The organism is Pseudomonas fuscovaginae SE-1, from assembly GCF_000364705.1.
Lineage (GTDB): Bacteria > Pseudomonadota > Gammaproteobacteria > Pseudomonadales > Pseudomonadaceae > Aquipseudomonas > Aquipseudomonas fuscovaginae_A.
In genome coordinates, this window is sequence record NZ_AQOH01000277.1 from 1 (window position 1) to 22,137 (window position 22,137).

17 protein-coding genes are annotated in these 22,137 nt (G+C 61.3%); 11 read left to right on the forward strand and 6 right to left on the reverse strand.

The genetic code is table 11. The features are described from left to right. From K675_RS31245 to K675_RS0121865, 3 genes are all read left to right on the forward strand, one after another. A partial coding sequence (locus K675_RS31245; protein ID WP_037007039.1) for an acetyl-CoA carboxylase biotin carboxyl carrier protein subunit occupies positions 1 to 448 on the forward strand: 448 nt, incomplete at its 5' end. A gap of 69 nt (positions 449 to 517) precedes the next feature. Then, positions 518 to 1,060, forward strand: coding sequence for an exonuclease domain-containing protein (locus K675_RS0121860; RefSeq protein WP_017905598.1), 543 nt, complete (start codon positions 518 to 520; stop codon positions 1,058 to 1,060). Positions 1,061 to 1,336: 276 nt separating this feature from the next. Then, positions 1,337 to 1,618: a pyrimidine/purine nucleoside phosphorylase gene (locus K675_RS0121865; protein WP_017905599.1), complete on the forward strand. Its 282-nt coding sequence runs from the start codon at positions 1,337 to 1,339 to the stop codon at positions 1,616 to 1,618. Positions 1,619 to 1,676: 58 nt separating this feature from the next. On the opposite strand, the gene K675_RS0121870 is transcribed toward K675_RS0121865, so the two are convergent. After that, positions 1,677 to 3,452 (reverse strand): ABC transporter transmembrane domain-containing protein, encoded by a 1,776-nt coding sequence (locus K675_RS0121870; RefSeq protein WP_026145422.1) that lies wholly within the window; start codon positions 3,450 to 3,452, stop codon positions 1,677 to 1,679. 248 nt (positions 3,453 to 3,700) lie between these two features. Here K675_RS0121870 and K675_RS33440 point away from each other — a divergent pair, with 248 nt between their 5' ends. Next, positions 3,701 to 3,877 carry a PA1571 family protein gene (locus tag K675_RS33440; protein WP_017905601.1) on the forward strand — a complete coding sequence of 59 codons (177 nt, stop codon included), beginning with the start codon at positions 3,701 to 3,703 and terminating at the stop codon, positions 3,875 to 3,877. 180 nt (positions 3,878 to 4,057) lie between these two features. On the opposite strand, the gene pdxB is transcribed toward K675_RS33440, so the two are convergent. Then, on the reverse strand, positions 4,058 to 5,200 hold the full coding sequence (gene pdxB, locus K675_RS0121880) for a 4-phosphoerythronate dehydrogenase PdxB (RefSeq protein WP_026145423.1): 1,143 nt from the start codon (positions 5,198 to 5,200) through the stop codon (positions 4,058 to 4,060). Positions 5,201 to 5,392: 192 nt separating this feature from the next. On the opposite strand from pdxB, the gene K675_RS0121885 reads away from it, so the two are divergent. After that, complete coding sequence (locus K675_RS0121885; RefSeq protein ID WP_017905603.1) at positions 5,393 to 6,787, forward strand: MATE family efflux transporter; 1,395 nt, start codon at positions 5,393 to 5,395, stop codon at positions 6,785 to 6,787. 52 nt (positions 6,788 to 6,839) lie between these two features. On the opposite strand, the gene tusA is transcribed toward K675_RS0121885, so the two are convergent. Further along, positions 6,840 to 7,091: a sulfurtransferase TusA gene (gene tusA, locus K675_RS0121890; protein WP_017905604.1), complete on the reverse strand. Its 252-nt coding sequence runs from the start codon at positions 7,089 to 7,091 to the stop codon at positions 6,840 to 6,842. Positions 7,092 to 7,117: 26 nt separating this feature from the next. Continuing rightward, a complete protein-coding gene (rlmM, locus tag K675_RS0121895; protein WP_017905605.1) occupies positions 7,118 to 8,185 on the reverse strand; it encodes a 23S rRNA (cytidine(2498)-2'-O)-methyltransferase RlmM in 1,068 nt (355 codons plus the stop codon). 189 nt (positions 8,186 to 8,374) lie between these two features. On the opposite strand from rlmM, the gene acnA reads away from it, so the two are divergent. From acnA to K675_RS0121915, 4 genes are all read left to right on the forward strand, one after another. Beyond that, positions 8,375 to 11,116, forward strand: coding sequence for an aconitate hydratase AcnA (gene acnA / locus K675_RS0121900; protein WP_017905606.1), 2,742 nt, complete (start codon positions 8,375 to 8,377; stop codon positions 11,114 to 11,116). Between the two features lie 120 nt (positions 11,117 to 11,236). After that, positions 11,237 to 12,028, forward strand: a complete 792-nt coding sequence (locus K675_RS0121905) for a CPBP family intramembrane glutamic endopeptidase (RefSeq protein WP_017905607.1) — start codon at positions 11,237 to 11,239, stop codon at positions 12,026 to 12,028. Positions 12,029 to 12,242: 214 nt separating this feature from the next. Further along, positions 12,243 to 13,808 (forward strand): methyl-accepting chemotaxis protein, encoded by a 1,566-nt coding sequence (locus K675_RS0121910; protein WP_017905608.1) that lies wholly within the window; start codon positions 12,243 to 12,245, stop codon positions 13,806 to 13,808. An 829-nt stretch (positions 13,809 to 14,637) separates the two neighbouring features. Beyond that, positions 14,638 to 15,996, forward strand: coding sequence for a hypothetical protein (locus K675_RS0121915; RefSeq protein ID WP_232434463.1), 1,359 nt, complete (start codon positions 14,638 to 14,640; stop codon positions 15,994 to 15,996). Between the two features lie 72 nt (positions 15,997 to 16,068). Here the strand turns inward: K675_RS0121915 and K675_RS0121920 are convergent, their stop codons facing one another. Next, the gene (locus K675_RS0121920) at positions 16,069 to 18,318 is read right to left on the reverse strand and encodes an autotransporter outer membrane beta-barrel domain-containing protein (protein WP_085986964.1); all 2,250 of its coding nucleotides are present in this window, start codon (positions 18,316 to 18,318) and stop codon (positions 16,069 to 16,071) included. Positions 18,319 to 18,797: 479 nt separating this feature from the next. Here K675_RS0121920 and K675_RS0121925 point away from each other — a divergent pair, with 479 nt between their 5' ends. Both K675_RS0121925 and K675_RS0121930 read left to right on the forward strand, forming a co-directional pair. Further along, complete coding sequence (locus K675_RS0121925; protein WP_232434464.1) at positions 18,798 to 20,582, forward strand: hypothetical protein; 1,785 nt, start codon at positions 18,798 to 18,800, stop codon at positions 20,580 to 20,582. Between the two features lie 82 nt (positions 20,583 to 20,664). After that, positions 20,665 to 21,378 carry a hypothetical protein gene (locus K675_RS0121930; protein ID WP_026145426.1) on the forward strand — a complete coding sequence of 238 codons (714 nt, stop codon included), beginning with the start codon at positions 20,665 to 20,667 and terminating at the stop codon, positions 21,376 to 21,378. Between the two features lie 39 nt (positions 21,379 to 21,417). Here K675_RS0121930 and K675_RS0121935 read toward each other — a convergent pair whose 3' ends face one another. Next, complete coding sequence (locus K675_RS0121935) at positions 21,418 to 22,065, reverse strand: alpha/beta fold hydrolase (protein WP_017905613.1); 648 nt, start codon at positions 22,063 to 22,065, stop codon at positions 21,418 to 21,420. Positions 22,066 to 22,137: the final 72 nt, after the last annotated feature.

The window sequence follows — 22,137 nt, forward strand, 5'->3', positions numbered from 1 at the left end:
CCTGCAATTGCTCGCCCAACCCGACGCAGCACTGCGGGTCAGTCACGGCGAACAGCAGGTGGACGTCCAATTGCTGGAGTGCGACGGCCGCTGGGTCACGGCGCAGATCGACGGCGTGCGCCGGCGCCATGCCTATCGGCTGGACGGCGAACAGCTCTGGCTGTCCACCTGTCCGGGCAACCTGTTGCTGCGGGACCTGAGCCTGGCGGCGGCCCAGGGCCAGACCACGGCGAGCTCGGGCACGGTCAAGGCGCCCATGGACGGGGCGATTGTCGATGTCCTGGTGAGTGAAGGCAGCGAGGTGCGCAAGGGCCAACTGTTGATGGTGCTGGAGGCGATGAAGATGGAGCACCCGCTGAAGGCCGGTATCGACGGCGTGGTACGAACGGTCCAGGCCAACCGGGGAGATCAGGTTAAAAACCGGCAGATTCTGTTGGTGGTTGAATGAGCAACTAGGCGGATTCCTCGGCATTGGCTACGCTTGACGCGGACTAGGATGCTGTCTTCGGAGCTCGAGATGCCCCATTGGCTGGTGATTGATCTGGAAGCCACGACGGATGATGGGGGCTGGCCGCTGGCGGAGATGGAAATCATCGAAATCGGTGCCACCCTGGTCAACCGCGAGGGCCGGGAGCTGGATCACTTCCAGCGTTTCGTGCGGCCGTTGCGCCGGCCGCTGCTGACCCCCTTCTGCCGCGAGCTGACGCATATCAGCCAGGCCAACATCGACGCCGCCGCGCCCCTGGCCGAGGTCTGGGAGGCCTTCGAGCGCTGGCTCGGCCAGCATCGGACACGGCTGGAGGGCTGGGCCAGTTGGGGCGACTACGATCGCCGGCAACTGGAACAGGACTGGCGGCAACTGCAAGTGACCAGCCTGCTGAACGGTGTGCCCCATGCCAACCTGAAGCAGCGCTTCGCCAAGGCGCGCAAGTTGCACAAACCACTGGGACTGAACGGCGCGCTGCAATTGGCCGGGCTGCAGTTCAGCGGCCAACAGCATCGGGCGCTGGAGGATGCGCGTAATACTGCGCGGTTGTTGCCGTTGATCCTGCCGGCTTGAAGGGGAATGGCCGCCTTCGGCGGAATCGCCAGCAAGCCGGCTCCCACACTGTGGACTGCCTCCCAGAAGTGGGCCACCCATCCAGACCTGGGGGGCAGTCCAATGACAGGCCGGTGCTGACAATGATGGGTGCCGAACCGCTGTCTTGTGCAAGCCCGCGCCCTGCAGGAGCAGTCGGTGCGGCGCGGGTGAATCGGATCGGCAGCAGGTGACGGGAGCAGGCGGCTTGGGCATACTGGCCGGCCCAATTTTTCAGCTCATTTCGAGGAATCGCCCATGTTTAAAGTCAACGAGTACTTCGACGGCACCGTCAAGTCGATTGCCTTCGCACAAGCCGAAGGCGCGGCCACCATCGGCGTCATGGCTCCGGGCGAATACGAGTTCGGCACCGCCCAGCGCGAAATCATGCACGTGGTCTCCGGCGCCCTGACCGTCAAGCTGCCCGGCAGCAGCGAGTGGGAAACCTTCGCCAGCGGCAGCCAGTTCAACGTACCGGCCGACAGCAAGTTCCAGCTGAAAGTCGCCGTGGAAACCGCCTACCTGTGCGAATACCGCTAAGTCCTGGTGGTCGGTACCGAAACGGCGCCCAAGGGCGCCGTTTTTCATGGAGGCTCGGTTACAGCGCGTCAGGCTCCGTACTCCGGGCATTGAACTGCAAGGCCGCCAACCGCGCGTACAGCGGGTTGCCGGCGATCAACTCGGCATGGGTGCCGATCGCCACCAGCCGCCCCTGATCCATCACCGCGATCCGGTCGGCATTCTGTACCGTCGCCAGGCGGTGGGCGATCACCAGCGTGGTACGGCCGTGCATCAAGCTCGGCAGCGCCTGCTGGATCAGATGCTCGCTCTGGGCATCGAGGGCGCTGGTGGCCTCGTCCAGCAGCAGGATCGGCGCATCCACCAGCAACGCCCGGGCAATCGCCAGGCGCTGGCGCTGGCCGCCGGACAGGCCGAGGCCGGCCTCGCCCAGGTGGGTCTGGTAGCCCTGGGGCATCCGCATGATGAAGTCGTCGGCATGGGCGATCCGCGCCGCCTCGCGAACCTGTTCGTCGCTCGCCGTCGGGTTGCCGTAGCGCAGGTTTTCCTCGACGCTGCCCAAGAACAGTGCCGGGCTCTGCGACACCAGGGCGAAACAGCGGCGCAGGTCCAGCGGGTCGAGCCGGGTCAGCGGCTGGCCGTCGAGCAGCAGGCGCCCCTGCTGCGGGTCGTAGAAACGCAGCAGCAGATCGAACAGGGTCGACTTGCCCGCCCCCGAGGGGCCGACCAGCGCCAGGGTCTCGCCGGCCCTGACGCTCAGGTCGAGGCCGTCGATGGCAGGGCTGTCCGGGCGCGACGGATAGCTGAAGCGCAGATTTTCCAGTACCAGGTTGCCGGCGACCCGCTGGGCCAGGCGCACGCCGCCGTCGGCCGGGGCGGTGATGGCATTGCTCGACTGCAGCAGTTCGCCAATCCGCTCGGCGGCCCCTGCCGCCCTTTGCAGCTCGCCGATGACTTCGCTGAGGGTGCCGAAGGCACTGCCGACGATCAGGCTGTAGAACACGAAGGCGGCCAGTTCGCCGCCGGAAATCCGGCCGGCGATCACGTCCATCCCGCCGACCCAGAGCATCACGCCCACCGCACCGAGCACCAGCACGATCACCAGGGTGATCAGCCAGGCACGCTGGACGATGCGCTGGCGGGCGGTCTGGAAAGCCTGCTCGACGGTCGCGGCAAAGCGCCGCTCGTCCTGCGCCTGGTGGTTGTAGGCCTGCACGGTCTTGATCTGGCCGAGGGTTTCGGACACATAACTGCCGACATCGGCGATCCGGTCCTGACTCTGGCGCGACAGGCTGCGCACCCGCCGACCGAAGATCAGGATCGGCGCCAACACCAACGGCAAGGCGATCACCACGATGCTGGTCAGCTTGGGATTGGTGACGAACAGCAGCACCACGCCGCCGATCACCATCAAAGCATTGCGCAGGAACAAAGACAGGGAAGAGCCGATCACCGATTGCAGCAGGGTGGTGTCGGCGGTCAGCCGCGACTGGATTTCCGAACTGCGATTGTTCTCGTAGAAACCCGGGTGCAGGTAGATCAGGTGGTTGAACACCTGGCGACGGATATCGGCCACCACCCGCTCGCCGATCCACGAAACCAGGTAGAAGCGCGTGAAAGTCCCCACCGCCAGGCCCAGCACCAGCAGCAGGAACAGCCCGATGGACTGGTTGAGCAGATGCGGCGACTGGGTCATGAAGCCCTTGTCCACCAGCAGGCGGATGCCCTGGCCCATGGACAGGGTGATCCCGGCGGTGACGATCAGCGCCAGTAGCGCCGCGGCCGCCTGCCAGCGATAGGGGGCGACGAACCGACTGGCCAGACGCATGGCCCGGCGTTGACGAGCGGAAAGCATGGTTTGAGTCCATTGTGCGATAAGCAGAGCCTACACCCAAGTTCGAGTGAACTTCTGTGAAACGCAATCAGTCAGGTTAATTATGTCCGGGAACGCCAGGCCCTAGAGACGATCGGTCTAACGCAGGGCTGGCGGGAACGCGTGCTTTCTGTTGCACTGAAATCACGCGGCCCGCTGTTGTCGACTGTGTCACAGCCTGGTCATGCCGCGGATATAAACTCGATAAGCACCTGATGAGGAGACAGGCCATGGACTTGCAACACAGCACTAACCACATCCCGGTGATTCGCCATCCCAAGCCCGAGGCTCTGGGCTGTGCGATTATCGACGCTGCCGGACGCGAAGTCCCGATCACCGAGGAAATGATCCAGAACGCCTGCCGTGAACTGGAGCAGCGATTGGTCAAGCCTGCGCAGCAAGACTGAGAGCCCGAACTCTTTTATCGACCCGGCCCTGATGCCGGGTTTTTTCTGCCCATGGATCGATGAGCCCCCCCCTTGTAGGAGCCGGCTTGCTGGCGATAGCAGAGTGTCGGGCCGCACATCGGCTGGCTGATACACCGCTATCGCCAGCAAGCCGGCTCCTACAGAGAGGGTGGTGGTCGATCAGACGAGGACAGCGCCCAGTGCCAGCACCATCCGCCGCAACTCCTCGGACTCGCCATGGATCTTCACCGCCAGCCCCTCGATCTCGCGGCGCTCGGGATAGTGCTTGCGCAACAGGTCGAACGCCGCCCGCTGCTCGGCAACGCCGCCGACCAGGCTGCGGCGAAAGTCCGCGTCGTCACGGCGCGGGTCGTACACTGCCCGGCAGATGATCGCCATGGCCCAGGCCGGGTCGCTGCCGGCGTTGAGGGTCACCTGCGCCAGGCCCGGTTCGGGCAGCAGGTCCTCCAGGCGCACCCGCGGCTCCTGGCCGCTGAAGGCGCAGTAGGCCTGGTAGATCTGCGCCGTGCCACGCTGCTTGCCATCCAGGCTGTAGCCGCCGATATGCGGCGAACCGAGCACGCAGAGTTCAGCCAGTTCGACATCGACCTGCGGCTCGGCCTCCCAGACGTCGAGCACCGCCTGCAGGTCCTCGCGGGCCAGCAGCACCTCACGCAGGGCGACGTTATCCACCACCGGGCCGCGCGCCGCGTTGATCAGCCACGCGCCCGGCCGCAACCGCTGCAGGCGCTCGCGGTCCAGCAGATGCCAGGTCGCCAGCGCGCCTGAGCGGGTCAGCGGGGTGTGCAGGCTGATCACGTCGCATTGTTCGAGAATCTGTTCCAACTGGACATAATCACCGCCTTCGGCCGCCTGGCGTGGCGGGTCGCACACCAGCACCTTCCAGCCCAGGCCGCGCAGGACCTTGACCAGACGCCCGCCCACCTCGCCAGCACCGATGACGCCATAGGTGCGCTTGGCCAGTTCGACGCCCTCGATCTCCGCCAGCGTCAGCAGGCTGCCCAGCACATAGTCGACCACGCCACGGGCGTTGCAGCCGGGGGCGCTGGACCAGTGGATGCCGACCTCGTGGAAATACTCCAGGTCCAGGTGGTCGGTGCCGATGGTGCAGGTGCCGACGAAGCGCACCCGGCTGCCTTCGAGCAGTTCGCGGCTGACCGGGGTCACCGAACGCACCAGCAGCACATCGGCCTCGGCCACCGCCGCACGGTCGATGGCGCGTCCCGGATAACGGCGGATCTCACCGAAACCGGCAAAGAACGCATCGATCAGGGGAATATTCTCGTCGGCAACAATCAGCATGGCGGGCTCCTTTGGCAGGCCGGCAGTTTGGCGCAGATCGCCCGCCACCACCAGCCGGCGGGCGATCATAGGCAGAGAAAATCCCGGTGTGCGGCCAGCGCCATTACAAATGCCCTACAGAGGAAATTTCCTGACCGTTGCGTCAAGGCGTAAACTCCGCGGTTTTCCCCGCAATACTTGGATGCATCACTGGTGAGCACCGTTACCGATACCCCTGCCCTCGGCCGCCCGGCACGAGCCCTGCTGGAAATGCGCAACCTGCTGGGACTGGCCCTGCCGATCATCATTGCCCAACTGGCCCACACCGCCATGGGCTTCGTCGATGCGGTGATGGCCGGTCGCGTCGGCCCGCGGGACCTGGCCGCCGTGGCGCTGGGCAACTCGATCTGGGTGCCGGTGTTCCTGCTGATGACCGGGATCCTGCTCGCCACCACGCCCAAGGTCGCCCAGCGCCATGGCGCCGGCACCCCGGAGCAGATCGGCCCGATCGTGCGCCAGGCGCTATGGCTGGCCTTGGTGGTCGGCCTCGGCGCGGGATTGATCCTGTACAACGCCGAACCGATCCTGCACCTGATGAAGGTCGACCCGCAGTTGATCGGGCCGTGCATGGACTATCTGCGCGGGATCGGCACCGGCCTGCCGACGGTGGCGCTCTACCATGTGCTGCGCTGCTGCAGCGACGGCATGGGCCGCACCCGGCCGAGCATGGTCCTGGGCCTGTGCGGGCTGGCCCTGAACATCCCGCTGAACTACGTGTTCATCTACGGCCACCTCGGCGTCCCGGCCCTGGGCGGCCCCGGCTGCGGCTGGGCCACGGCGATCGTGATGTGGGTCATGCTGCTGGGCATGGCCGGCTGGGTGCGCTGGGCCAAGGTGTACCAGCCGAGCCAGGTGTTCGGCCGTTTCGACTGGCCGCAGTGGGCGGTGATCAAGCGCCTGCTAGGCATCGGCCTGCCGATCGGGATCGCGGTCTTCGCCGAGTCGAGCATCTTCGCGGTGATCGCCCTGCTGATCGGCAGCCTCGGCGCCCATGTGGTGGCCGGGCACCAGATCGCCCTGAACATCAGTTCGCTGGTATTCATGGTGCCCTACTCGCTGGGCATGGCGATCACTGTCCGCGTCGGTCAGGCGCTGGGGCGCGGGCAACCGCGCGAGGCGCGTTTCACCGCCGGCGTCGGCGTGGCGACGGCGCTGGCCTATGGCTGCGTGTCCGCGAGCCTGATGCTGTTGTTTCGCGAGCACATCGCGACGATCTACACCCAGGATCCGGTGGTGATCCAGGTGGCGACCATGCTGATCGTGTATTCGGCGCTGTTCCAGTTCTCGGACGTGATCCAGGTGACCGCGGCCGGAGCATTGCGCGGCTACCAGGACACCCGGGTGACGATGATCCTGACGCTGTTCGCCTACTGGGGCATCGGGCTGCCGGTGGGCTATGCGCTGGGGCTGACCGACTGGTTCGGCACGCCGAGTGGCCCCAGCGGCTTGTGGGAGGGGCTGATCGTCGGGCTGTCGTGTGCGGCCGTGATGCTGTCGATCCGCCTGGCGCGCAGTTCGCGCAAGCGGATCAGGATGAGTGGGGCGTAGTCGGAACGTCCATGAACCGTGTGACAGGGGGGCAGACCAGCGGCACAGCCGATCACTCGGCCTTCTTGCGGATCCAGTAGAGGTAGGTACCGGCCTCTTCCCGCTGCTCCACCAGTTCATGGTCGAGGAACACGCAGAACTTGGGGATATCGCGGCGGGTCGACGGGTCGGTGGCGATCACCTTGAGCAGGCCGCCCGGCTGCAGGTCGCGGATGTGCTGGTGCAGCATCATCACCGGCTCCGGACAGTTGAGGCCGGTGGCGTCGAGGGTGCCGTCAACGTTGGGATCGTAAGGCTGGGTCATTCTTCACTCCTGAAACCGATGCGGCATTATCGCGGCTTTTTCACGTCCAGTCGACGCAGGTGGCAGGTCACTTCCTCGCGGTCGTGATACAGTTGCTTGCAGCCGACCGCCACCTTGATCCCACGCGCCTTGAAACCTTCCTCGATACGATCCAGCAGACGCCGGACCTCGGCATAACGCTGCTTCATCGGCAACTTGAGGTTGACCACCGCCTCCCGGCAATGCCCCTCGCCGACCCAGCTTTCCAGCATGGCGGCGGTGCGTGCCGGCTTCTCGACGATGTCGCAGACCATCCAGTCCACCGGCTGCTTCGGCTTGTAGGTGAAACCGTCGGCCATCAGGTGCTGGACCAGCCCGGTGTCCATCAGGCTTTCGGCCATCGGGCCATTGTCGATGGCGGTCACCAGCATGCCGCGGTTGACCAGTTGCCAGGTCCAGCCACCGGGCGCCGCGCCGAGATCGACGCCGGTCATGTCGCCATTCAGGCGCTCTTCCCACTGATCGCGGGGGATGAAGTGGTGCCAGGCCTCTTCCAGCTTGAGGGTCGAACGGCTCGGGGCATCCTTGGGGAACTTGAGCCGTGGAATGCCCATCGGCCACATTGCCGAGTTGCCGGCGTCGGCCATGCCGAGGAACACTTCCCGGCCGCTCTTGAAGGTCAGCAGCAGGCGTGGCTTGCCGGCGTCCTCCACCAGCCGGCCGGCCTTGGTCAGGGCCTTGCGCAGCGGCGCCTCGAACTTCTTGCAGAAATTCGACAGTTCCTTGCCATCGTTGGTGTCGAGCACTTCCAGCCAGAGGCTGCCGCACACCGGATACTCCGCCAGGTGTTCCAGGATCACGCTGATCCGGTCGGTTTCCGGCAGGTCGAGGAAGCGGCCACGGGCCCATTGGCGCGGGAAGATCAGTTCGGCAAAGCGCAGGCCGGCCATCAGCCGGGCCGCGCCGGCGTCATCGCCACAGACGAATTCGGCGCAGGCGCTGTTCGGCTTGGCCTTGGCATAGCCGGGCACATCGAGGTACGCGGCGTGCTCGGCGATCTCGGCGCAGACTTCGCCTTCGAAGCCGGGCCGGCAATGCATGAAGAGGGTGTTCAATTCGATTCTCCTGGGTGTCGACAGCTACCCTGCAGGAGCCTGTCAAAAACCCGCGCATGATAGCCGAGTTCGGAACCTTGGACTCCCCCATGGAGTCCAGTGATTAGCCAGATCACTCGAACAGGGCTAGATTCAAGGCTCTGCCTGTACCACCCGGCCCGTGCCGTGCGGGCCTCAAGGAGTCGTTTCATGTCATCTCTCGATAGCCTGAAAACCCTTAGAACCCTGCAAGTAGGCGCCAAGACCTACCACTACTTCAGCTTGCCGGAAGCCGCACGCACGCTCGGCGACCTCGACAAGCTGCCGATGTCGCTCAAGGTGCTGCTGGAAAACCTGCTGCGCTGGGAAGACGGCAAGACCGTCACCGACGCCGACCTCAAGGCGCTCGCAGCCTGGCTGCAGAGCCGCAGCTCCGATCGGGAAATCCAGTACCGCCCGGCGCGGGTGCTGATGCAGGACTTCACCGGCGTGCCGGCGGTGGTCGACCTGGCCGCCATGCGCGCCGCCGTGGCCAAGGCCGGCGGTGACCCGCAGCGGATCAACCCGCTGTCGCCGGTCGACCTGGTGATCGACCACTCGGTGATGGTCGACAAGTTCGCCAGCGCCGCGGCCTTCGGCGAGAACGTCGACATCGAGATGCAGCGCAATGGCGAGCGCTACGCCTTCCTGCGCTGGGGCCAGAACGCCTTCGACAACTTCAGCGTGGTGCCGCCCGGCACCGGAATCTGCCACCAGGTCAACCTCGAATACCTGGGGCGCACGGTCTGGACCCGCGACGAGGACGGCCGCACCTACGCCTTCCCCGATACCCTGGTCGGCACCGACTCGCACACCACCATGATCAACGGCCTCGGCGTACTCGGCTGGGGCGTCGGCGGCATCGAGGCGGAAGCGGCGATGCTCGGCCAGCCGGTGTCGATGCTGATTCCCGAGGTGATCGGCTTCAAGCTGACCGGCAAGCGCAAGGAAGGCATCACCGCCACCGACCTGGTGCTGACGGTCACCCAGATGCTGCGCAAGAAGGGCGTGGTCGGCAAGTTCGTCGAGTTCTACGGCGACGGCCTGGCCGAACTGCCGCTGGCGGACCGCGCGACCATCGCCAACATGGCCCCGGAATACGGCGCCACCTGCGGTTTCTTTCCGGTCGACGAGGTCACCCTGGAATACCTGCGCCTGTCCGGCCGTCCCGCCGCCACCGTTGATCTGGTGGAGGCCTACAGCAAGGCCCAGGGCCTGTGGCGCCTGCCGGGCCAGGAACCGCTGTTCAGCGACAGCCTGGAGTTGGACATGGGCAGTGTCGAGGCCAGCCTGGCCGGGCCGAAACGTCCGCAGGACCGGGTGCCGTTGCCCAAGGTCGCGCAGGCCTTCAGCGACTTCGTCGGCCTGCAGCTCAAACCCGCCAGCAAGGAGGAAGGCCGCCTGGAAAGCGAGGGTGGCGGCGGCGTGGCGGTCGGCAATGCCGACCTGGTCGGTGGCGTGGACTACAGCTACGAAGGCCAGACCCACCGCCTGAAAGATGGCGCGGTGGTGATCGCCGCCATCACCTCCTGCACCAACACCTCCAACCCCAGCGTGATGATGGCTGCCGGGCTGCTGGCGAAAAAGGCCGTGGAGAAGGGCCTCAAGCGCCAGCCCTGGGTCAAGAGTTCGCTGGCGCCCGGCTCCAAGGTGGTCACCGACTACTACCGGGCCGCCGGCCTGAGCCGCTACCTCGACGAGCTGGGCTTTGCGCTGGTCGGTTATGGCTGCACCACCTGCATCGGCAACTCGGGGCCTTTGCCGGAGCCGATCGAGAAGGCCATCCAGCAATCGGACCTGACCGTGGCCTCGGTGCTCTCGGGCAACCGCAACTTCGAGGGCCGGGTGCACCCGCTGGTCAAGACCAACTGGCTGGCCTCGCCACCGCTGGTGGTGGCCTACGCCCTGGCCGGCAGCGTCCGTATCGACCTGAGCCAGGAACCACTGGGTACCGGCAGCGATGGCCAGCCGGTGTACCTGCGCGATATCTGGCCGAGCCAGAAGGAGATCGCCGACGCCGTGGCCCGGGTCGACACCGCGATGTTCCACAAGGAGTATGCCGAGGTGTTCGCCGGCGACGCCCAGTGGCAGGCGATCGAGGTACCGCAGGCCGCCACCTACGCCTGGCAGGAGAATTCGACCTACATCCAGCACCCGCCGTTCTTCGACGGGATCGCCGGCCCGCTGCCGGCGATCGAGGACGTTCAAGGGGCGCGGATACTGGCACTGCTGGGGGATTCGGTGACCACCGACCACATCTCCCCGGCCGGCAATATCAAGGCCGACAGCCCCGCCGGGCGTTACCTGCGCGAACAGGGCGTGGAGCCTCGGGACTTCAACTCCTATGGCTCACGGCGCGGCAACCACGAGGTGATGATGCGCGGCACCTTCGCCAATATCCGTATCCGCAACGAGATGCTGGGCGGCGAGGAAGGCGGCAATACCCTGCATGTCCCCTCGGGGGAAAAGCTGGCGATCTACGACGCGGCCATGCGCTACCAGGCCGAGGGCACGCCACTGGTGGTGATCGCCGGCCAGGAATACGGCACCGGCTCCAGTCGCGACTGGGCGGCCAAGGGCACCAATCTGCTGGGAGTCAAGGCGGTGATCGCCGAGAGCTTCGAGCGCATCCACCGCTCCAATCTGGTGGGCATGGGCGTCCTGCCGCTTCAGTTCCCGGCCGGGCAGGACCGCAAGACCCTGCAACTGACCGGCCAGGAGACCCTGAGCATCGAGGGCCTGGACGGCGCCGAACTGCAACCACGGATGAACCTGGACCTGGTCATCCGGCGTGAGGACGGCAGCTCGCACAGGATCAAGGTGCTTTGCCGGATCGATACGCTCAATGAAGTCGAGTACTTCAAGTCGGGAGGGATCCTGCACTATGTGTTGCGACAACTGATCGCAGCCTGAGGACAGCGGCGGCAACACTTGGAAAAACACTGGCCTGGCCAGTGTTTTTTCATTGGTCAGGGAGGCTGGGGCGCGGGTTATCATGCCCCGCTCTGCCCGCCTGACGATACAAGGAGTTGCATGTCTGTCCTAGCCTGGCCCTATCTGGCCCTGCTTTCCCTGGGTTATGCGCTGGCCTTGAGTGTCGGCCAACTGGGCCTGCCCAGCCTGTTCGCCTTCGCCCTGCTGCTGATCAGCGCCATGGCCGTCCTGCAGAACCGCAGTCGCACGGGCCGCTATCTGGGACATGGCCTGTTCGTGCTGCTGGCCATTGCCCTGGCCCTGCACTGGCTGCCAGGCTTCCACAACGGCCGGGTGATCAGCGCCGTGCACCTGACGCCGGATGCAGTGCCATTCAGTATGTACCTGAATCTGGACAAGCCCCTGATCGGCTTCTGGCTGCTGCTGGTCTGTCCCTGGCTGGTCAACCAACGCTCACCGGGGCGCGTGCTGGTCAGCGCCACCAGCGCCTGGGCGGTGACCACGCTGCTCGCCCTGGGCTGCGCCTGCCTGCTGGGCATCGTCGACTGGGCACCGAAATGGCCCGAACACAGCGGATGGTGGCTGTTGAACAACCTGCTGCTGGTGAGCCTGGTCGAGGAGGTGCTGTTCCGTGGTTACATTCAGGGCGGGCTGAGCCGCCGCCTCCGGTCGTTGCCACAGGGGCAAACCCTGGCCTTGCTGGGCGCCTCGCTGATCTTCGGGCTGGCGCATATCGGTGCGGGCTGGTCCTGGGTGCTGCTGGCGACACTGGCCGGTGTCGGCTATGGTCTGGCATATCGTTTCGGCGGGCTGGCCGCGGCCATCCTGACCCATGTCGCACTTAATACGGTGCACTTCGCATTCTTTACTTATCCGATGTTGCAACCGTGATAACAAGAACGAAAGTGCCAACTGGTACTTTTGTTCTATAAAAAGCCGGGGGAGCGGCTGTATTCGTTAATTTCCAGCGTGTTCGACTCGTATTCAAGGACGAGTGCGAGTACGCAAGAGTCGAATTGTGAAACGGTCATGAAAGTTGAAAAATATATTTAACATTTCCCCTGCCATGCCGATAACCTGTCAAAGCCTTGCGGATTGAAAAACCATGCGGAATAACCAACCCATCACCCAACGTGAACGCACCTTTCCCGCTCAGCAACGGTTGATTTCCACTACCAATGCCAAAGGCGTGATCACCTACTGCAACGACGCGTTCGTCGAAATCAGTGGGTTCTCCCGTGACGAACTGGTCGGCGCCCCGCACAACCTGGTGCGGCACCCGGATGTTCCGACGGCGGTGTTTGCGCACATGTGGAATACTCTGAAACAAGGCCTGCCATGGATGGGCATTGTCAAGAATCGCTGCAAGAGCGGTGACCATTACTGGGTCAACGCCTATGTGACGCCGGTCTTCGAAGGCAACCAGGTGGTTGGCTACGAATCGGTCCGGGTCAAGCCCACCGCCGAGCAGGTCCGTCGCGCCGAGGCGCTGTACCTGCGCATCAACCAGGGCAAGTCGGCGATTCCACGCCGAGACAAGTGGCTGCCGATCGTCCAGGACTGGCTGCCGTTCATCCTGGTCAGCCAGGTCAGTTTCCTGATCGGCGTCTGGCTCAATTCCCACTGGGGCTTCGGCCTCGCTGCCCTGGTTTCGGTACCGCTCGGCCTGCTGGGTCTGAGCTGGCAGCAACGTGGCCTCAAGCGCCTGCTGCGCCTGGCCGAGCAGACCACCTCGGACCCGCTGATCGCCCAGATGTACACCGACAGCCGGGGTGCCCAGGCCCGCCTGGAGATGTCGATCCTCAGCCAGGAAGCCCGCCTGAAAACCTGCCTGACCCGCCTGCAGGACACCGCCGAGCACCTCAACGCCCAGGCCCGGCAGTCCGACGACCTGGCCCAGAAAAGCTCCAGCGGCCTCGACCGACAGCGCCAGGAAACCGAGCAGGTGGCGACCGCCGTCAACCAGATGGCGGCCACCACCCAGGAAGTCGCCAGCCATGTCCAGCGCACGGCCGACGCCACCCAGGAAGCCAACCGCCTGACCAGCCGCGGTCGCGACATCGCCGGGGAGACCCGCGAAGCCATCGAGCGCCTGTCGGTGGTGGTGGGCGAGACCGGCGGTACCGTGACCCAACTGGCCAAGGACAGCGATGAAATCGGTGGCGTGGTCGACGTGATCAAGGGCATCGCCGACCAGACCAACCTGCTGGCACTGAACGCCGCCATCGAAGCCGCCCGTGCCGGCGAGATGGGCCGCGGTTTCGCGGTGGTGGCCGACGAGGTGCGCCAACTGGCGCAACGCACCAGCGAATCCACCGGGCAGATCCACGCCCTGATCGCCAAGCTGCAACAGACCGCCAACACCGCTGTCCAGACCATGGACGCAGGTCATCGCCAGGCCCAGGAGGGTGTGGCCCGGGTGCTGGAAGCCGACGAGGCGCTGGTGGGCATCAGCGAGGCGGTGGCCAACATCACCGACATGACCACCCAGATCGCCGCTGCCACCGAAGAGCAGAGCTCGGTGGCCGAAGAGATCAGCCGCAATATCAGCACCATCGCGCAACTGGCGGACCAGACCTCGGAACAGGCGCACAATTCGGCGCAACTGAGCGAGGAACTGACCCACACGGCCCATACGCAATACTCGCTGGTGGAGCGTTTCAACCGCTGAGTTCAAAGCGCGCAGAACAAACCCGATGACCACCAGGCATCGGGTTTTTTATTGCCTGAAAAACAAACTTTTCCTGCTTGCAAGTAAGAAGTTTCCGCAAAAAATAAAACTTTAAACTTACAGAAAACAAGAACAACAAACAAAAAAATCAAAACTCTTGACAACACCCAAGACTTAATATTCGTTGAGTACTTGGCAGTATATCGCACGGTCAGACAATATCATTTCAGACTTTAATGCCTTATTTGCCAAGAACACACGCATCGGCGCATAACTCTCAAAAAATCTGTAACGCGTCTGATCGTGGGAAATGCCTGACAACACTCAATCAGATAAAAGGATTATCCTAATGAAGGACTTGGAGATTCAAAAATCCCCCATTTTGCTACAGGCTCCATTCGTTGAAGCGGCGGCCCCCGAAGACGGACTCTTGCAGGCAAAGGACCTAGACAGACCGCTAGCGGTCACGATTACCCTTTGGAACGATGTCAGCTCCGACGAAACCTGCCAATTGATCTGGAACGGGATATTGGTTGGGACCCCTACCCCACTGCCCGGTTACCAGACAGGCGACAAGCTCACCTTAGTATTACCAAGTGAGCACCTATCCGAAGAGGGTAAAAACGAGCTTCAGTATAGGGCGTATGATATTTATAGCGAGCTATCAAGTGACTCTCATATCACTCCAATCCTGATAGACCGCACACCGCCGGGCGGTGAACTTCTTGCCTCGCTTATCCTACCCAGTATAGCTCTCGATGGTTTGACCAACAGCGACCTGACCGAACTCGGAAACCAACTCACCGCCATTGTCCCAGGCTATTTCGACATGAAATGGGGTGATGTCATACAAAGTTACTGGGGCGAACACGCGGGCCCCGCCCATACGGTCCAGGCCGATGAAGTCGGCACCGACCAGGTCCGGCTCAGCGTCGACCGCAACTTCCTCGAACAACTGGGCAATGGCGAATTCGCCGTCAGCTACAGCGTTCGTGACCGGGCCGGCAATGTCTCGGTGCGTTCGCAGCCGGTGCCCCTCAAACTGCAACTGCAACACTTGCCGGCCAACCTGGCGGCCCCCGTGCCCCTGAAGATCGAGAATGGCCAGGTGCATGACATGCACGCACGCCTGGGCGTGAAGATTGCCGTACCCACCTATGATCACGTTGCCATCGGCGACGAAATCCGCGTGCTGTGGAACGGTGAACCGGTCGGCGGCAAGCGGATGATCAGTGCCCATGAACTGGGCAAGCCGCTGCTGCTCAACGTCATGGTCACCTACCTGTCCATCTCCCGTCACGGCGATGGCCCGGCCCGGGTCAGCTATCAGGTCTGCCGCAACGGCGAGATCTTCGTCTCTCCGGACCTGGCACTCGAGGTTTTTTTGCAACTGCCCGGCCCCCAGGACCCGACGCCGAAGACCCTGGTCAACGAGGCCCTGGCCGTACCGGTGGTCAAGAGCAAGAACCCGACAGCCCAGCGCATGGACAACTACCTGGACGAAGACAGCGCGCACCTGTCCGCCGACGTCGTCATCGGCTGGCGCGACGCCTTCCGGGCCGGTGACCGGATCAACCTGTTCTGGGGCAAGGCGCAGCAGCCCCTGGTTCGTCCGATCAATCAGCAGGACGTCGACAGCGGCTGCTACCTGGTGATCAACGTGCCGAACAGCCTGATCGTCGAACAGGGCTGCGGGGTGGATATCCGCGTGCAGTACACCGTGACCCGCGAGGACAATCCCAATACGTCCTACTCACCCAAGCAGTTGGTCGCGGTGATCTTCCAGATCCAGTTGCCAGGCGGCGAGGAAGGGCTGATGGAACCGGTGTTCACTGGCGCCAGCGTGCTCAACGTGGTCGACCCGCGCAAGGACCCGGAAGGCACGGTGGTACACATCGCCCCCTACCGCAACATGAAAGAGGGTGACCGCATCCTCCTGCGTTTCTGCGGCTTCGATGCCCTCACGGGCGGCAACCCGATCGACAAGGCCAGCTACAGCAGCGAGCACGTGGTCACTGCTCGCGACCTGCGCTACGGCTACCGCTTCCGGGTACCCCTGGCTCGCCTGATGGCGGTCGAGCATGGGCGCGGTCGGGCCCATTACGAGGTCAGCAACAACCTGGGACGGGCCACCTCGCTGCCGGCGGACGTCTATATCTCGTCCCGGACTCCAGTCAAGGTACGCTGATCGTCAGCCATGAAAAAACCCTCGACGATGAGTCGTCGAGGGTTTGGGTTGACCCACCATCAGGACCAGGGGTCAGAAATTATATCGCACCCCGAAATTCACCCCCCATGGTTGCTTGATATGCTCGCCTTTCATGTAGTCAAACTCGCTATGCAGATTCAGGTTCTGGGATAAAGAGGCGGAAACGCCGATACCCAGCTCGGCACGAGAACCAAACAGGTCATTCTCGAAGCGGGTGTCGTTAACCCTTACATCGTTATTACGCGCAAACTCTTGAACCAGCGCAGCCTTAAAGTAGGGCTGCAACACTCCGCCATCTCCGAGTTGCAGGTTACGTCCTACGGTCGCCCCAGCCTTACCCAACACCGACTGGGTATGAGCATTTTTTGCCCGCAAACCGTTATTCAGCTTGTAACTGCTGCCTTGTACTTTTACGGCAGAGAGTTGCACAAACGGTTCAAAAAACAGGTCATCCTGCAGCTTGACATGCCTTCCAAACTCAACCGAGCCTCCTAGTGCAACGTTGTTATAGCGGCCCTTGGCCTTGGCACCGTTGGTCATTACCACATCAGACTGATTACGGAACTGGTTCAACTTGACCAGAGTATCCAGGTAATAGCCCTCTTCCATCAACCAGGTAGCATAGGCGCCGAGATAGTAACTATCGACCTTACCCGAGCTTCCTCGCTCCAGACTAATATCCGATTTGCTGTAACCACCCAATCCACCAAGCAGCATCTGGCCACTATCGAGTGGAACAAGAGCATCCATACCAAACGACAGGCCCTGCTGGCGCTGCCTATAACCATACCCTGTCGTGGAAACGTCATGCTGGTTGCCATAAGCACGCATCCAGGCACCACCTTCACCAGTGTTACGCACCTCGCCCATACGACTGCGCAACGTGGAGAGTTCTCCATACCAGAGAGTCGGCGCCACGTTGAACATAGCCAGTGCACTCTGGGTGGATGGACTAATGATTCTCCCTTCCCCGACGACGAACCAGTCGTCTCCCTGCTTCTCCAACTGATAGGAAAAAGCTCCCAGATCGACACTGCCCCCCGCCAGGCTGAACCAGGCGTCCCCCCCCTCGGTATGGACGACCCGTAACGGATCGATATCGATGGAGGTGGGTTCAACTCCGGTATTCTGGATATTCAACTGGTGGTTACCCGAAGCCTCTCCGTTCACGGAAAGCAAATCACCTACACCTCCCACCAGGTCGATATGCATGTTGAATGTGCCGTTCCCGGATAACTCTTCCATCGACAAGGTGTAGAACTGCCCAGGAGAGCCAAGAGTGACGCTGCCTCCATCCATCGCCAGTGATCCGATGCTCGCATCAGCCACCATGTTCCAACGAGCACCGCTGTTGATCGCCACCTTATCGGCATTGATCAGCTGACCGGTTAGCTCAGCATTGTTTTGCAGGGTGATGTTCAGGAAGCTGTCATCATCAGCAACCAGGTTCCCCACAAGACGACTGTTATCCACCGTAAAATTTGCGGTGCTACCATTGGCGACCTCAAGCAGATTGCCATTTCCCGACAACAACGTGGAGCCATTGCGAACGGTTATATCGGCTATCGTTGCCACATCGAAGTTAGTATCAACCTTGATGGACGGCCCATCGATTGCCTGGACGGTGGAGTTGTCAATCACTGCCGCTGCCGACTCCTCGGCAATACCAGTACGGTTGGCACTCAGAAAGTGAAGACCATACTGCTGCCCTACCACTTGGCTGCCGCCGGTCATGTTCAAAGTGGCGCCATGTATACCGATACCCCATTCATCTCCTCTTGGTCCACCCGGCAACCCGGTAACCTGGGTATTGTGCAAACTCAGGATGCTCATGTTCCCCACAGTTGCACCAATACCCGAACCGATTATCTGGCTGTCAGTGACATTCGAGTAAGACCCCCCGGGAGTCACCGGACCACCAATGGCATCCTGCCCAGTAACCAATCCAACACCATCAGCGTTCTGAATAATGGAGCGTTCGATATCGACAAAGCCATTCATCGACGAAACGCCTCCTGTCACCTTGCTATCATTGAGTACGAGCCGGGAACGTCTTGACATAATGCTTTCAATCTCTTGAGCGCCATTTGATATCAATGTGCCATTCCCGGACAGAATATAGGAACTTCCAGATGTCCCCGCTCCTATTTCAACTGTTTCACCACTGCCGATAACCACCGTGCCGGCAACCTCACTCTGAGCAAGTACGCTACCACTCAGTACCAAGCTGACTGCTGCACTCGCCCTGAAAACCCGTTCGAAGGCTACCAAGCGTGCACTGTCTTTTTTGTACCCAAGCATTTTTCCGCTCCACGACATAAGAGCGCTTTATTCTCCAAATACAATCAGTTCGAAAAACCCTCGCCTACCTTTTGTTCTGTGGGACTCCGCTATAACCTACAACAATATATTCCTACATACTACTCCTACATCTCACCTCTTTAGAAACCACTAAACCCCACGCTCACAACCAGCATATACGGTCGCAGGCAGCCAGAAGCCACACCAATAAATTTATTCACCACAAAGCATTGACAAACTGCTCACCAGACGATTACGTCGATCTCGACAAAGATGAACAACCAGATAGTTTAAACGTGAAACTGCCCTCACGACTCGATCACAAGAGAGCTAGATATCATCTTGCTCCTTTTAGAATCCATCGAGCGACGGGACTTCTTTGCCGAAAGAAAATCAAGAAACCCACAATTCCCAAGAAGGAAAACAATATGTGCGTACGCCACAGTTACCCAACCTTCCGCAGCCCGGAAATTGGTAGCATGAAAAAGCCAACCGTAATCAAGGCAGACCCTATTGATGGGCTGATAAAAACTATTGACCTGCTCTCAGAATTGGAAATTACCGTTCCCGCCTGGGACGACGCAAACCCGGGTGATTCCTATCAACCGACGATCAATAAAATGCCTGTCGGAACAAAAAAGTTCATGCCGGACACACCACCCGTTCCCGGCACCCCTATGCCTACCTCAATTCCTCTGGAAGATATTGATATCTATCTGAACGCTGATGGTCACTATGACATCGGCTATCTGACTATCACTCAACCTGGCAACTTCCCGACACACTCAGAACCGACCTCCATCGAGGTGGACCGTACGCCTCCAGGCCAGAACCAATTAGGGTACATGGACTTTCCTGAACAGGTGAAAGATGGGCTCACCCTAGAAGAACTGGATGGCGAACTGGATGGTGTGCTGCCTTGCGGCATCTTCGGCTATAGCGGTTTGAAACGCGGCGATACCATACAGACGTTCTGGGGTTCGACACCTGGACCTTCAATTATCCTTGATGGGACAGAGGATGAGTCACAGCCGATCCCCGTTATCTTCAGCAAGGCATTCCTACTGCAACAAGGCCAAGCTGAGCAGGTTTATTACGTCATCACCGACCGGGCCGGGAACACCTCCCTTGATTCGAGAAAGACCACGATTCTGCTGTTTCTAACCGAGATCGTACCTGATCTTCCCGCTCCATTCATTGAGGATCACATCGACCCCATCGATTACGACGAGGCACAGGCGGGTGTAGATGTACAAATTCCCGGATCCGAACTGCTGGAGCCCGGTGACAAGATCACACTGCATTGGGGCTCACTGGAATTAGGGCCATTTCCGATTGATCCGGACGACATCGAAAAACCCGTGGTTCTAGTAATCGATGTCGACTTTGACACTATCGACCGTGCAGGCGATGGCCCCATACGGTTGACCTACGATGTCATTCGCGGCAGCACCCCTATCATTGTTGGACGCTCATTACCCTACGATATCGTGGTACATGTCAAACGTCCGGTTCCTGGCGAACTGGCACGCCCGATAGTCCGGGGACGGAGCGAGCTACCCAATAACGAGGACAACTTTATCGATGAGAACGACTTCGAACTAGACGCCGACATCATCATCGAATGGAATTCTGGCTTCGTTGCAGGCGAACTAATCGAGGTATTCTGGGGGGGCATTTCCGTACTTGAGCAGCCTTACCCCATTAGCGACGCAGATATTATTGCAGGCAGACCACTTTCATTGACTGCACTAAATAGCAAATTTAAACCAGTCGGCACCGGCACTGATATTCGTGTCAACTATACTGTTACCGAAATCGGCAACCCGAATATCCAACCATCTATTTTTCAAGGAATTATTGTACGTTCCAAAGAGGAGCTCCCGGGTGGACCTGATGGCCCTACTGCACCAGAGTTTACAGATCTTAACGAAAACGGTGCTATCAACCCAGTCAACGGCTTGAATGGAGCACCTGTACATATCGAGCCTTATGACAACATCAAGGTGGGTGACACGATTCACTTCCTGTATGAAGGTTTCGACCGCCTGATCGGAGGCAACAAGAAGAATGAGTGGCCGCATACATCTCCACCCTTGACACTGGAGCAAACAATCAATGGCTATGACCTACGGATACCTCGCCTGACGTTACTTGAGACCTGCTTTGGTCATGTAGAAGCGACTTTCCGCGTGGACAGCGTTACTGGTTCCGGCAACTCCGGGCGTGCCAACGTCTACATCGACATGCGATTCGATTGTTAAGCAACACACACACAAGAGCAGCGAAACCTGAGGTTCCGCTGCTCAAGATCAAATCACCTCACTTTTATTGGAGTGAAACATCATGACCACCCACCAAAAACTATTAAAGCCGCAGGTAGTGACACATAACTCCAACGGTGTCGGCCATATCGACATCAAAGACCCGAGTAAACCACTCAACGTTCTACTGGGTCCCGTAAACGTAAACCCGCAGGATAAAGTAGAACTCTTTTGGGGAGACATTCCGGAGCCGGTCAGCCACTACACCCACCCCATTGATAACCCCGGACAGGCTATTTTCATTACCCTCGATGTAGAGACACGATTGATCCAGTCCGAGCTGAAACCCGTTCCTGTGCGCTACCGCTACATTCCCTTTCCTGGAGGAGCGCCACAAGACTCCGACATCGCCCACATCCGGGTGAAACTGGAAATCCCCGGCGGCGTCGACATCGACCCCGCCACGCCCTACGAGAACGAAGCCCTGCAACCGCCGCAAGTGCAACCGGCCGGGGTGATCACTTCGCCACAGGGCGTGAGCGTGATCGTGGCGCCCTACCTGAACATGAGCGTGGGGGATCGGGTCAGTGTGGCCTGGGATGACCGGAAGGTCGATTACCCGCCCTTGGGCGAGGCGCAACTGAACCGAAACCTGCTCATCGCCATCCCGACGGAGATCGTCGAAGCCATAGGCAGCTCCTCCAGCCTGCCGGTGCGCTACGAGATCCATGACGTGGTCGGCAACTGGTCGAAACACTCGCCCGCCACGCGGGTCGTGGTCGACCTCGAAGCCTGACAGCAGTGCGGCCGGCAGTCCCGCCAGGGCCTGCCGGCCTTACGCACCCTGGCGCAGGATGAATTCGCGCACCTGCCGTGCGGCACTGTCCAGGTGCTGTTCGTGGCTGAAACCGCTGGACTTGAGCGGCTTGAGGTCGTGGTCGGCGGCAGTCAGCCAGCAGAGCTCGATACGCGGCGACAGCACATAGTCCGTCACCACCTGGCGATTGCCCAGGGCATCGCGCTCGCCCTGGACGATCAGGGTCGGCGTGGCGATATCGGCCAAGTGCGCCACCCGGGGCTTCTCCGGTTTGCCGGCGGCGTAGAACGGATAGCCGAGGCAGACCAGCCCCTTTGCGACAAGCTCGTCAGCCAGCAGGCTGGCCATGCGTCCGCCCATGGACTTGCCGCCGATGAACAGCGGCCCGCGCACCTGCTGGCGCACTGTTTCGAAGACCTCGCGCCAGCACTCCAGCAGCCTGGCTTGCGGATTCGGCGGGCGCTTGCCGCCGTCCAGGCGCCGTTGCGCCATGTAGGGAAACTCGAAACGCAGGACATTGACACCCTGCGCCGCCAGACCGGCCGCCATGCGGTTCATGAAGTCGCTGTCCATCGGTGCCCCGGCGCCATGGGCCAGGATCAGCGTCGGTGCCGATTCTCCGTCCGCCGCCGCGTCGTGCAGCCAGCCCTTGTCCTGTGCGTCCATCTCACTCCTCATCGTTCACTGCACACGCTAGATATGTAACGCCCCCGCGACGCGGATTTTTCGAGAATGACC